The organism is Alloalcanivorax gelatiniphagus, from assembly GCF_005938655.1.
Lineage (GTDB): Bacteria > Pseudomonadota > Gammaproteobacteria > Pseudomonadales > Alcanivoracaceae > Alloalcanivorax > Alloalcanivorax gelatiniphagus.
The window spans coordinates 58488-70920 of sequence record NZ_VCQT01000027.1; the positions used below are offsets into that span (position 1 = coordinate 58488).

Below are 12433 nucleotides of genomic sequence, written 5' to 3' on the forward strand. Positions count from 1 at the left end.
TAGCTTTGTTGTTATTGCATCGTTGTTATTGCTTCAGCCGCCTCGCCACGGAGCGGTAGATCTGCGCGGACACATAGGAAGGCGAAGCCTCGGCCCGTTGCTCCAGGAGGTCCGCCTTCAAAGCGCGGGCACGCAGGCCGATTTCATCGCGCAAGCAATCCGGCGACAGCAAATCCAGAATGTGCAAGGCGAGCTGCGGCTCGCCTTGTCCGGCTTTGCGGCCGGCCAGTTCGAGCACATGTTCCGGATCGGTGATCGCCTCGCGCAGCGCTTCCGCCACCGCCCGAGGGGCCGCCGGATGCAACTGGGTGGCGTTGCGGTCCCACCAGCCGTTCTCGGAGCGCCAGATATCACGAACGATGTAGTCCGGCATGCCGTAGTTCGGCGTCATCCACCGATGGCCGAAGATCTGCTCCGGGTAGTCCATGTCATGAAGAATTTCCGCCTCGCTCATACCCAGGTTCATGCGCTTGACGGTTTCGTCGCGCAGATAACGCAGGGCGGTGACGGTCAGGCTGAGCGCTTCCCGGGCGGCGTCCGCGCCTTCCACGGGCTTGCCGAATTCCGGAATCAATAGCTCCGGTTGCAGCGCCATCAGCCGCTCCATGGTGTCGGCCCAGCGCACCGGGTCGCGGAGGGTACGCAGTGGCGTGCCAATATTGGGGATCGATTTAATGAAGGCCGGGCCGGCATAGAGAATCCGGCTTTCCGGCAACCACAGGGCCACCGCATCGTCGGTTTCCGAGGGGGCCGCCAGCACTTCCACCAGGCGGTCGCCACCGTCGATGACGTGCCGATCCCGGAACAGGATGTTCGGGTAGGTGAACCATTTTTCCGGCGGCTGCTCCGGAAAGCGGGCGTTGAACTGAAGCCCGTTCAAGTGCGCTTGCAGCCCCCAGGTTTCCTGATAACGCGTGTAGCGGCGCGGCAGATTTTCCTGGGCGATGATGTCCGGGCGCGGATGGCCGCGCTCGGCGGCGTCCTCCAGCCAGGCCCGGGCACCGTGGTTGTAACCCAGGTGACCGTGACTGTAGACGATGGCCAGCAGCGGCTTGTCCGTGAACGCCCGGATGCGTGCGATCATGGCGCGCGTGACACGGCCACCGGGGCCGGTATCGGTGAGGATCAGGCCGTTGGCGGTTTCCACCACCACGCTGTTGCCCTGGCCGCCGAGCAGGTGCACGCCATCACCGAGGCCGCGCAGTTCCTGGTCGGAAAGCAGGAACTCACCGAGGATCGGCGCGGTCTTTTTGGCCGCGTCGGGCCGCTGATCCGTGTTGTTGTTCTCTTCGCTCATGGTGCTTCTCCCGAGGCGCCGCCGCGAATCCCGGGCACAGGGGTGCCCGTAACGGCCGCCGGCGGCGCCGTCGTTGTTTACCAGTAACGGGGAGTGGGTCGGTTACAGCCGCTCGACGCGCGGCAGCCGATAATGGCCGTTCAGAAGAGCCCGCTTCGGCATGTACCCACGGAAAAACAGCGAGAAAGGCCCTCTGTTGGCGGGCAGCCAATTGTTCTCGCGATCGGCGCCGGGGCTGTCGGCCCCGATCCAGATGTCCAGCGATCCATCGTCGTTGAAGCGGAGACCTGGAGAGCGATCACCGATGGCGTACCGTCTCAGTGGTGTATCGGCGAAGAAGAACTGACCGTCGTCCATGGCCTCGTACAGCGTCAGCGACCAGAACGATTCCAGTGGCGGCAGTTCGCCGGCGGGAAAATGCAGACGGTAACGCTGGTTACCGTCGAAGAGCCCGTCCTCCCCGTCGCCCTCCGCCCGCATATAGAAAGCTTCCTCCGGCGGCAGCGCGGCCAGCCCGCCCACCGCCACCACGGCACGCAGCACATAGGACTGATCGAAATCGCCGGTGCGCGCATTGGGGTAGGTCCACCCCTCGACGGTCGCCGCGCGGGCCCGCTGGATGCGCGCCAACCAGTCGTGGGCTTCCTTCAGCCCGGCCTCGATGGCTTGCGCCTGTTCCGCGTCGAACCGTTGCGCATCGAAGTGCTGATCCGGGCCGATGCCCAGCGCTCTGATTTCCTCCAGCACCAGACCGTCGGTCACCGGCGGCGGTTCGCGCCGCAGCAGGTAGTTGGCCTCTGCCAGGTACTGGTTCCAGGGCGCATCGCGCAGCACCGGTTCACCGGGGTCCACCGGTTCGTTGACCGCGCCTTCGTGGACGAAAAGCTGATCCTGAATGGCGCGGGCGGCGGGCAGATCCTCTTCGCTGTCCACCAGCAGCCGGGCCAGCGCCCAGACCCGCGGCGTGGGCGCGCGGATCACGTTCTCCGCATCCGCCGGCACCTCGTGATAGGGCCCGACCACCGTGTACACGCCACCGCCATTGCCGGTTGTGCGGGTGCCCAGGATGGTGAAGTTGTTGGTGTACATGTCCATGAAGGCCAGCGAGAAGTAACGCTCGCCGGTGTCCGGCACGGTGATCCGCAGCGGGCCATGGGACAGGTCCAGCCAGCCGTCGGAATACAGCGTGTCGTTGTTGGGCGTGGTCACCCAGCGGTTGCGATGGGTGAGCAGTTTGCGGGCGTGATTGAACAGGTTCGCGCCGTGCTTCTGCCGCCATTTGCGGGTGGTCTCCATCAGCACCAACGGCATCGTATAGATATAGGCCTTATGGGCGGCGACCTTCAATTCCGCGGGCGATACCGCGAGGTGTTGCTCGGTCATGGTTCTCTCCTTACTGCGAGGGAAGGTAATCAAGGATTAGCGCGCTTCCGGCGGCACGATGTCGTCCGGAATCTCCAGACCGACCTCGCGGTAATAGCGCAGCGCGCCGGCCTGCAACGGCGTGTTCACCTGTTCCAGCGCGTTTTCCAGGGTGACAGTGCTCATGAACTTGGCGGCGTCGTGGAAAACGTCGATGTTCTCGAACAGGGTCTTGGTGATCTGGTAGCCCAGTTCTTCGTCCAGCTGATCCTGGGTGCCCAGGGTGACCCAGGTGCCGACCGTCTTGACGGGCTTCTCGTTGACCTGATTCGCGCCGTAGATGCCCGGCGGTATTTCCGACACGGTGCGCCCCGGCAGCGACATCACCTCCTTCATTGGCTCACTGTCGAACGCTTCATCCGGGATACCGAGAAAGCGAACCTTCTGCAGCATGACCAGTTGCTCGATGGAGGCCGACGGCAACTGGGTGGGCCCGATGTACATGTCCACCTGGCCATCCTGGAAAGCCTGTTGCCCGGAATTCCAATCCAGCCGCGCCATGTCGTAATCCTTGCCGGCCTTGTAGCCGGTGGCGCCCTCGATGATGGAAAGCGCCACCAGGGTGGCGGCACCGCCCGGCGGGCCGATAAAGACGCGGCGGCCCTTGATGTCCTTGAGCGCGTCGATGCCGGAGTCGTCGTGCACCATGATGTGGTAGGGGCCGAGCGGAAAACTCATGATCGTACGCACGTGCTTGAACAGCTCCGGAGCGCTGTCCATCTGGCTGAACATACCGGTGCCGGTGCTCATGAAATGGTTGATGGACTGGCTGCCCACGTACAGGTCCACCTGCCCCTTCGCCGCATCCAGCGTGGAACGGGTGGACGCCATGCCGGAGGTGAGGTTGATACGCACCGGCAGATTCTTCTGCAGCACCGACTGCAACGTCACCGCGAACACATACGGTGATGAACCGGGTTGGGCAGTGTGCATGCGCAGGTTACGCTCCGCGCTAGCGGTGCCGCTGAGTAAAACCAGCGCGGTAAGCAGCGGAGTGAACAGGGTGAAAAGACGGGATTTTATTGTCATATCGGTCTCCTAATGGGAAAGGTTGGGGCGCGATCAGCGCCCGATAACCACGGCGTCCAACGCCACCACGCCGTGACCGGCGGAGCGCACGCGCACCGGGTTGATGTCCAGACTGTCCAGGCTGTCGCCGCTGGCCATGGCGAACTCCGAAACACGCACCAGCAGATCCGCCAGGGCGGACACGTCCGAGGGCGCTTGCCCTCTCACGCCGTCGAGAAGGGCGCGACCGCGAAGCTCGTCGATCATCTCCAGGGCCATGTCCCGATTGACCGGGGCACTGCGAAAGCTCACGTCCTTCAGTACTTCCACCAACACGCCCCCCAGGCCCAGCATCACCACCGGGCCGAAGGTCGGGTCCCGTTGCACGCCGACGATGCATTCCACGCCGTCGCCTTCCATCGGCGATATCAGGGCGCCGTCGATACGCGCCTCCGGGCAAGCCTGACGGGCCGCCGCCAACACCGCGTCGCAGGCCTCGGCGACCGCGTCACCGCCGCGCAGCCCCAGGCGTACACCGCCGATGTCGGACTTGTGCGGGATGTCCGCGGACGCGATCTTCGCCACCCAGGCGCGACCGTCGTCCGCGATGCGCTGGCGCGCCTCGGCGCCGTCGGCGACCAGATGGGATTCCGGCACCGGTACGCCGAAATCCGCCAGAACCTGGAAACTGTCCGCCTCGGAATAGTTACCGGCGCGCAACGTCAGAGTGGGCGCTTCGACGGTCCGTGAGGCCGGCAATGCCTTGTTCCTTTGGCGGGCGAACCCGGCCAGCGCGGCCAGCGCGCGAATGGCCCGGCTGGGATCCTCGAACGCCAGGCAGCGGTGCTGTTCCAGGCGCTCACGCACCGAGTCCCGGAATACCGAGACGGCACAGAACACCCGGTCGGGGAAGCGGGCGCGGACGCGACCGATCTGGTCGGCGATCTGCTCGCCCATGGGGCCCTGACCGGCGGCGGCCAGGAAAGTGGCGACCAACTGGTAGTCGCCCTGTTCCAGCATGATTTCCAGGCTGGTCTCGAACAGGCCCACGTCGTTGGTGATCTGGCCGGTGATGTCCACCGGATTGCGGGGCGCCGCGAACGGCACCAGCTCACGAATGCGGCGTTGGCCGTCCGCGCCCAGCGCCGGCATCGGCAGTCCGGCATCGTCGGCGGCGTCGGCCATCAGCACGCCGGCGCCGCCGGACACCGTGAACACACCGAGATTGTCCCCGGCCGGAATGCCCGCCACCGAGAACGCATAGCCCACGTCGAAGAACTCCTCGATGGAATAGGCCCGATAGACGCCGTACTGGCGAAATACCGCATCGAACACCGCGTCCTCGCCGGCCAGTGCGGCGGTGTGGGAGGCCGCCGCCTGGGCTCCGATCTCGGTGCGTCCGACCTTGGTCATGACCACCGGCTTGCCGGCGGCGCGGGCCTCGGCCAAAGCCAGCTCCAGTTTGGCCCCGTCCCGACAGCCTTCCATATAGCCGAGAATCACATCGGTATCCGGGTCACGAACCAGCCAGCGCAGGCAATCGGCGAAATCCACATCGCCCTCGTTGCCGGTGGTGATCCAGTAGCTGAGTCCCAGCCCTCTTTGCCGCGCCAGCGTAAAGGCGTAGGCCCCATAGGCACCGCTCTGGCTGACCAGGCCGATGCGCCCGCTGGCGGTCACACCCTGCCCCACCACCGGCGAAAAGGTGGCGAACACTTTTTCGGAAAGGTTCATGAAACCCAGACAGTTGGGGCCGAGCACACGGACGCCGGCGGCGCGCGCCCGGGCGACCAGATCGTCCTGAGCCGCCCTGCCCTGCTCGCTGATTTCCGCGAAACCGGACGAGAACAGCACGATGCCCTTGACGCCGGCGGCGATGGCCTCGTCGATGGCCTGGCCCACCAGGCTGGCCGGTACCGCCACGATGGCCAGGTCCACCCTGCCGCTCACTTCAGCGATGCGCGGGTAGGCTTTCAGGCCCTGCACTTCGGTGGCTTTCGGATTGATCGGGAAGATTTCGCCCTGGTATCCCTGCGCCAGCAGAAAGGCGATTGGCAACCCGCCGATCTTGGTGGGCGTGGCGCTGGCGCCGATCACGGCCACCGAGCGCGGCTTGAAAACGGCGTCCAGTGAATCGACGGGGCGCGCTACAAAAGCGTTCATCATTGAGTCTCCAGGCATCACTTTCTCTTCATTGGTTGCTTTGCACGAGTTGGTGCAGGCCAACGGAATCACCGGTCCGCTAATGGCTTGGGCGCACTGGCCTGGCCCATCCAGCGGGGACGGCGGTGGGGCACGAAGTCGAAGAAGAGGATCACCACCGCCATCACCAGGCCGACCAGCTCCACCGAGGTGCCGCGCATCATCAACAGCGCCGCCACCACGAACCGGAGCCCCCGGGCCAGCACGGTGAGACGACCGCCGCCAAAGCCGGCGAAACCGGTGGTCACGGCCCAGATCACCAGCACAATGCGCAGCACGCCCCACACCAGATCGACAACGTTGAAGCCGTCGACGATCAGCAGCAGGGACGGGTTGAAGACAAACAGGAAAGGCACCAGGAAGCCAACCAGAGTGAGCCTGACCGAGGCACCGGCGACCTTCATCGGGTTGGCGTCGGCCAGCGGCGCCGCGGCGAAGGCCGCCAGCGCCACCGGCGGAGTAATGGCGGACAACACGCCGAAATACAGGACAAACAGATGAGCGGCGATCAGCGGCACATCGAACGCTCTCAGCGCCGGGCCCATCACCAGCACGATGATCAGATAAGCCGGCAAGGTGGGCATACCCATGCCCAGCACCAGACAACCCAGCGCGGTCAGCAGCAGGCTCAGCAGCAGACTGTGCTCACCAAGCCCGGCCACCATCTGCGCGAAGCTCAGCCCCAGGCCGGTGAGATCCATGCCGGCGATCACCACGCCGATGGCGCCCACCGCGATCATGATGCGCGACGCCGCCACGCCGCCGCCGGCCAGCGCCACGATCAGCGACCAGGGACGACGGCGGATTTCCGGATTGATAAAGCCGAACGCCATCGCCACCAGGGTGGCCCAGACCCCGGCCATGGCCGGCGAGCGCCCGGCGGCCAGCACCAGAATGACGGTCAGCACCGGCGCCACGAACATCAGCGAGCGCAGCCAGTCGTCCTTGGTCAGTACCGGCAATTCATGCTCGGCGGTGGCTTCGATGCCGAGCCGGCGCGCCTCGTAATACACCGCCGCGAACAGGGCACTGACATAAAACAGCGCTGGCAACAGCGCCGCCACGCAGATCAGCAGATAGGGGGTGCCGGTAAGCTGGGCCATCATAAAGGCGGCGGCGCCCATCACCGGAGGAATCACCTGCCCGCCGGTGGACGCGGCCGCCTCCACGGCGCCGGCGAAGGCCGGGCTGAAACCACGGCGTTTGATCATGGGAATGGTAAAGGCCCCGGTACCCGCCACATTGGCGGTGACGCTGCCGGACATGGTGCCGAACAGCATGCTGGCGAAGATCGCCGCATGGGCGGGACCGCCGGGCAGCCGACCGGTGATCCGGATCGACATGCGCACCAGCGCCGGCCCGGCGCCGGTGGCTTCCAGAATCACGCCGAACACGATGTAGATGAACAGCAGCTCGATCATCACCGCCACCGGCGCGCCGAACACCCCACTGAAGCCGTACCACATCCCCTGCATCACCTGATCCAGGGAGAAGCCGGCATGGCGCACCGCCGGTGGCAGCAGATCGCCGAACAGGCAATACAGCAACGTGACACCGGCGAACAGCGACAGCCCCAGCCCGAACTCCCGCCGCGCCAGTTCGATCACCGCGACCACCCCGGCCAGCGCGATCAACTGGTCGGTGCGGCTGTAGTCCACCAGCATGTTTTCCATGGCGCCGGCGAAGCTCAGGAAACGGGCCACCGCCAGCAGCACGGCGCCGACCAGCAGCGCATCGATCAGCCAGAACAGACAACGCGTCGCCCCGTTGCGCGGCCTGTACAGGCTAACCAACGGCTTGACCAGCACCGCCACCAGCACGCAGGCGGCGAAGGTCAGCGGACGCTGATAGCCGGGATCGAAGATACCGAAAAGGGATGTGTAGATACTGATGGCGGCCAGCACCACGGCAATGGCCAGGCCGAGCCTGCGGCTTGAATCTGTGAGCACTCTGCCTCTCCCGCGGACCTGCCAGTCCGCCTTGGTATTATTGTTGGTTTATAAGATCACGGACATTTAATGGCTGTCAATTATTTATGCCCAACAAGGCAAACCGTCCCGCACCGCCGGAACAGCCAGACCACCCCACCCGCACGCCACGTGAACAGACGTTTTGGTCACGGATACAGCCTGACCCATACGGGCATAACATTGATTAGAAAGGCTTATTCAGGCGGAAACGCCCCCAAGGAAGGGAACAGGTGCAGGCTGGCGCAAGCACATCGCAACAGCGGCAGCAGGCACCAGGAAACAACAGGAGGATGTGGCGAGAAAAAGAGAAAGTAATGTCAGAGCATCAAAATATCGCTGAACAATAATGTCCAACCATTACTTTTGGTAACACTATGGGTAACACGGGTAACGGCCCCGGGACCCAAACCCCTTACCGCTTGACGGCGATACGGGTATAGGCGGGCAAGTCTCCGTACAACTCATCCGCCTCATGGATCGCTTTCAATGTCATCGGCGACAGCGGCGCGTCATACATGGCCACGCTGCCCGCGATGATATCCTCAACGCGAATCCATGCCTCGGCCCGGCGAAAGTCCTCGCCCTTCTCCGAGCGGATCCGTTCCATGGCCGCCATACCGTTGATGTGCATGAACAACATGCTGAGGAAGCGCTGCTCGATCAACGCGGTGGGCAGATAGGGTTTGCTTTCAAAGAACGCTTCCAGGCATTGCGCGGTGCCCACCCCGTAGTCGCTGTTGAAATGCAGCCAGGCGGCGCGTTCCACGTGCAATTGCACCAGAAAACGCAGGTAAAAACCGGGTGACTCGTTATCAAGCACGTAACGCGCCAGCGGTAGCAACCCGCAGCGCACCAGCTGCTCGGTGGAGAGCGGCGCGCCGCCGGCCTCGGCCCGTGCCCGCTCCAGCATCGCCCGGCGGTCCGCGTCGATGGGCTTGGACCGCAACGACAGAACCGACTGGATGATCGCTTCCCGGGAGCCGAAATAGTAATGGATGGCGGACTCGTTCTTTTGCCCCGCCTCCTCGCGAATCTGACGCAGGGTGCCGCCATTCAGGCCATTGATGGCAAGGACTTTCTCGGCGGCCAGCGTCAATTCCAGGCGGGTGCCGGTGGTCTCATCCGGTGCGTTCTTTTTGCTGTTCTTGTTGCTGTTCTTGCGACCGGTCGCCTTCTTCGCTGCCGCCATTCCCTTTCACCTTAAAGACGGATTAATGGCCTGATACTAACACCAATCCATTAGTACGCCTATTCGAGCGCTCCCTCCACATGCAGCACCGACCCGTCCGGGTGTTCCAACCAGCGGCTGCGCAGGCCATACACCGCCGCCAGCCGCTCCGGGGTCAGCACCCGGCGCGGCCCGTCGTCCGCCAACAGCCGGCCCTGGTCCAGCATCAGCACCCGGGAAGCAAAGGCGTTGGCCAGGTTGAGATCGTGGCAAACCAGTACGATCAGGTAATCGCCCTGCTCCGCCAGCACCTCCAGTTGCTCCAGCACCCGATACTGTTGCGCCGGGTCCAGCGCCGAGGTGCTTTCATCCAGAAGCAGCAGGCGCGGCCCCGGGGTGTCCCAGATCTGGGCCAGTACCCGGGCCAGGTGCACCCGTTGCTGCTCGCCACCGGACAGGGACGGCCAGGCCCGCCCACGCAGGTGGGCGACACCGAAGCGGGCCAGCAGCTCGCCCACCAGGGGATCGCCGGCATTGCCGTGGCGGCGCCCGGGCAGGCCCAGGGCCACCACCTCGTCGGCGCGCACCGGAAACCCCACCGGGGTGTGTTGCAGCATCACCGAGCGGCGCCGGGCCAGCTCCGCCAGGGGCCAGTGGCGCAATGATCTGCCGTGCAGACTCACGGCGCCGGCGTCCGGGCTCAGGTCGCCGGCCAGCACCCGCATCAGGGTGGACTTGCCGGCGCCATTGGGGCCTAACAGCGCCAGCCGTTCGCCGGCCCGGGCCTGGAAACGCACCTGGGACAGCAGCGTCCGCTGGCCGGCACGCACGGTGACGCCGGCCACGTCCAGCAGCGCATCACTCATTGATCAAACTCCGTTGCGGCGCAGCAGCAGCACCAAGAAGAAAGGCCCGCCCAGCAACGCCATCACCAGGCCGATGGGCAGCTCCGCCGGCGCCACCAGGGTGCGCGCCAGGGTATCGGCGAACACGGTGAGCAAGGCACCGAGCAGGCCGGCGCCGGGGATCAGCCAGCGATGGTCGACGCCGATCAGCAGGCGCACCAGATGCGGCGCCACCAGGCCGACAAAGCTGATCTGCCCGGCGGCGGCCACCGCCGCCCCCACCGACACCGCCCCCAGCACCATCACCGCGCGCTTGGCCCGGGGCACACCGTGGCCCAGGTGCAGCGCCGCCTGTTCGCCCAGCATCAGGCCGTTCAGCGGCCGCGCCAGCAGTGGCATCAGCAGGGTGCCGGCCAGCAACCAGGGCGCCACCAGGGCGACATCGGACCAGCGGCTGTGGGCCAGGCTGCCCATGGACCAGAACGTCAGAGTACGCAGCTCATTGTCGTCGGCCATGAAGGTGAGCACGCCGGTGAGCGCCATGGCGATGGCACCGATGGCAATGCCCGCCAGCAACAGCAGGGCCACCCGGGTTTCACCGCCCCGGGAGGCGATGCGCCACATCAGGAAGGTGGTGACCAGCGCGCCCAGAAAGGCGGCCAGGGGAATCGCCTGGTGACCCAGGGCACCGCCACCGAGCACGATCACCGCCACCGCGCCCAGAGCGGCGCCGGCGGAAATACCGATCAGGCCCGGGTCGGCCAGGGGATTGCGGAACAGGCCCTGGAGGGCGGCGCCGGTGGAGGCCAGCGCCGCGCCCACCAGGGTGGCCATAACGATGCGCGGCAGGCGCAGATCGCGCACCACCCGGTAACCGGGCTCGCCACCGCCATCCCCGAGCCCGTCGTACCACAGCCCTTGCCACAGGGTCGCCGGCGTCACCGACAGCGGCCCGGCCAGAGCGGCGATCATGGCCGCTACCGCCAGCAGCACCGCCAGCACGGTAAGCGTGGGCGCCACCGGCCAGCGCCGGGGCTCAGCGTCCCTCACCGGTGGCCACCTCCAGCACCGTCTCCATGGCGTCCGGCAGGCGCGGGCCGAAGCCCAGCAGAAGCATGCCATCGGTGACCAGCACCCGCCCCTGGGCACCGGCCTCGGTGCTGTCCAGCAGCGGCAGTTGCTCCGGCTGGAAGCTGCCCGGGCGGGTCTCGGCGATAATGATCAACTGCGGGTTGGTGGCCAGCACCGCTTCCGCGTTGAGCGGCTTGTAGCCCTCCCCGTCCGCCACATTGGGCAGGCCCAGGGCGTCCAGCAACGCCTGGCCCTGGGTGCCTTTGCCGGCCACCTGCACGCCGTGGCGGCCGGCGGACAGCACCAGCAGAGTACGCGGCGGGTCGGCCAGCGGCAGCCGTTTATCCAGGGTTGCGAAGCGCTGGCGCAGCTCCCCGTTCAGCTGCTCGCCGCGCTCTTGCAGCCCCAGCGCCTCGGCGACCTGCTCGACCCGGGCCAGCAGGCCGGCGGGGCTCCACTGCGGATCGATCACGCGGACCTCGGTGGCCTGCTTGAGCTGGGCCACCGCCGGCGGCGGGCCGGCCTCCCCGGACAGCAGCACCAGATCCGGCTTCATCGCCAGGGTGCCCTCCACCGGCAGCGCCCGCACATAGCCCAGCTTGGGCAACTGGCGCGCCGCCGCCGGATAATTGCTGGTGGAATCCACCGCCACCAGCCGGTCGGCGGCGCCCAGGGCATAAACAATCTCGGTCAGTTCGCCGCCGGCCGCCACCAGACGCTGCTGGGCATGGCCCGCCGCCGCCATCCACAGAGCCAGCAGCGCGGTTGCCAGTCGTAGGCCTGCCCTCATGCCATCACCGCTTCCACCGCTTCACGGACAAAGGCGAAGGCCGCCCGGGCGCCGCCCAGCGCCTGTTCCTGCTCGGCCTCGCCCAACCCCAGCTCATTCAACTGGGCCTTGAAACGCTTCCAGTGCAGGCCACGGCCATCCGGATGGCCGGCCAGGTGGCGGGCGCCGAACTCGGCGCTCAGTCCCAGCTCTTTCTGGGCGCGCTTGAACAGGAAGGCGGCACCCAGGTTGGAGCCCTCGTTGGTGTACAACCAGCCGATCACCGCCTGGCCGCCCTCAATGGCCGCCGCCCGACCGGCGGCCCGGTCCGCTTCGATGTCCGCCTCGGCAATGCCCAGGTCGCGGCAGTCCGCCTCGATCAGATCCACCCGGCTGCGCTCCAACAGGCCGGGGAACCCCTGCTGCAGGTCGTCGCGCTCATAGAGCGGCGCGGTGGCGGTCTGGAAGCGCAGCTGCACGCGCAGGAAGCGGGCGTAATGCTCACGATCCAGGAACGGCGACAGCGCGCTGATGCGGCTGTCCAGGGCGTCATGGATGGCATGGGTTTCCTGTTTCAGCCGGGCGGACAGGGTGCGGTCCGCTTGGGTCGGGTCGGCAACAGTGGTCATGGTGGTTCCTCTTGGTAGCCGTGGACGGGGCGGTTTCCACCGCCCTTTTCCG

Annotated in this window: 10 protein-coding genes; all 10 read right to left on the bottom strand. The window is 66.1% G+C overall.

What is annotated here, in order from left to right:
* Positions 1 to 25 precede the first annotated feature (25 nt).
* Positions 26 to 1297: an alkyl sulfatase dimerization domain-containing protein gene (locus FGS76_RS08080; protein ID WP_138772118.1), complete on the bottom strand. Its 1272-nt coding sequence runs from the start codon at positions 1295 to 1297 to the stop codon at positions 26 to 28.
* 102 nt (positions 1298 to 1399) lie between these two features.
* Entirely contained in the window at positions 1400 to 2680 is a 1281-nt protein-coding gene (locus FGS76_RS08085) for a DUF1254 domain-containing protein (protein ID WP_138772119.1), read from the bottom strand.
* Between the two features lie 36 nt (positions 2681 to 2716).
* Positions 2717 to 3748: a TAXI family TRAP transporter solute-binding subunit gene (locus FGS76_RS08090; protein ID WP_138772120.1), complete on the bottom strand. Its 1032-nt coding sequence runs from the start codon at positions 3746 to 3748 to the stop codon at positions 2717 to 2719.
* A gap of 33 nt (positions 3749 to 3781) precedes the next feature.
* Positions 3782 to 5893, bottom strand: coding sequence for an acetate--CoA ligase family protein (locus tag FGS76_RS08095; protein ID WP_240692469.1), 2112 nt, complete (start codon positions 5891 to 5893; stop codon positions 3782 to 3784).
* 65 nt (positions 5894 to 5958) lie between these two features.
* A complete protein-coding gene (locus FGS76_RS08100) occupies positions 5959 to 7878 on the bottom strand; it encodes a TRAP transporter permease (RefSeq protein WP_138772122.1) in 1920 nt (639 codons plus the stop codon).
* A 433-nt stretch (positions 7879 to 8311) separates the two neighbouring features.
* Positions 8312 to 9088 carry a TetR family transcriptional regulator gene (locus FGS76_RS08105; RefSeq protein ID WP_138772123.1) on the bottom strand — a complete coding sequence of 259 codons (777 nt, stop codon included), beginning with the start codon at positions 9086 to 9088 and terminating at the stop codon, positions 8312 to 8314.
* A gap of 59 nt (positions 9089 to 9147) precedes the next feature.
* Complete coding sequence (locus FGS76_RS08110) at positions 9148 to 9933, bottom strand: heme ABC transporter ATP-binding protein (RefSeq protein WP_138772124.1); 786 nt, start codon at positions 9931 to 9933, stop codon at positions 9148 to 9150.
* A gap of 3 nt (positions 9934 to 9936) precedes the next feature.
* Positions 9937 to 10962, bottom strand: a complete 1026-nt coding sequence (locus tag FGS76_RS08115) for a FecCD family ABC transporter permease (RefSeq protein WP_240692470.1) — start codon at positions 10960 to 10962, stop codon at positions 9937 to 9939.
* The gene (locus FGS76_RS08120) at positions 10949 to 11773 is read right to left on the bottom strand and encodes a heme/hemin ABC transporter substrate-binding protein (RefSeq protein WP_138772126.1); all 825 of its coding nucleotides are present in this window, start codon (positions 11771 to 11773) and stop codon (positions 10949 to 10951) included. Before FGS76_RS08120 ends, FGS76_RS08115 begins: the two co-directional genes overlap by 14 nt.
* Positions 11770 to 12381 (bottom strand): biliverdin-producing heme oxygenase, encoded by a 612-nt coding sequence (locus tag FGS76_RS08125; protein ID WP_138772127.1) that lies wholly within the window; start codon positions 12379 to 12381, stop codon positions 11770 to 11772. The genes FGS76_RS08120 and FGS76_RS08125 overlap by 4 nt, the downstream gene beginning before the upstream one ends.
* Positions 12382 to 12433 lie beyond the last annotated feature (52 nt).

Excerpts from the sequence above, each read along its gene's own strand:
- FGS76_RS08125 (WP_138772127.1), bottom strand. The coding sequence starts at position 12,381 with ATGACCACTGTTGCCGACCCGACCCAAGCGGACCGCACCCTGTCCGCC.
- FGS76_RS08095 (WP_240692469.1), bottom strand. The coding sequence starts at position 5,893 with ATGATGAACGCTTTTGTAGCGCGCCCCGTCGATTCACTGGACGCCGTT.
- FGS76_RS08090 (WP_138772120.1), bottom strand. The coding sequence starts at position 3,748 with ATGACAATAAAATCCCGTCTTTTCACCCTGTTCACTCCGCTGCTTACC.
- FGS76_RS08085 (WP_138772119.1), bottom strand. The coding sequence starts at position 2,680 with ATGACCGAGCAACACCTCGCGGTATCGCCCGCGGAATTGAAGGTCGCC.
- FGS76_RS08080 (WP_138772118.1), bottom strand. The coding sequence starts at position 1,297 with ATGAGCGAAGAGAACAACAACACGGATCAGCGGCCCGACGCGGCCAAA.
- FGS76_RS08110 (WP_138772124.1), bottom strand. The coding sequence starts at position 9,933 with ATGAGTGATGCGCTGCTGGACGTGGCCGGCGTCACCGTGCGTGCCGGC.
- FGS76_RS08105 (WP_138772123.1), bottom strand. The coding sequence starts at position 9,088 with ATGGCGGCAGCGAAGAAGGCGACCGGTCGCAAGAACAGCAACAAGAAC.
- FGS76_RS08120 (WP_138772126.1), bottom strand. The coding sequence starts at position 11,773 with ATGAGGGCAGGCCTACGACTGGCAACCGCGCTGCTGGCTCTGTGGATG.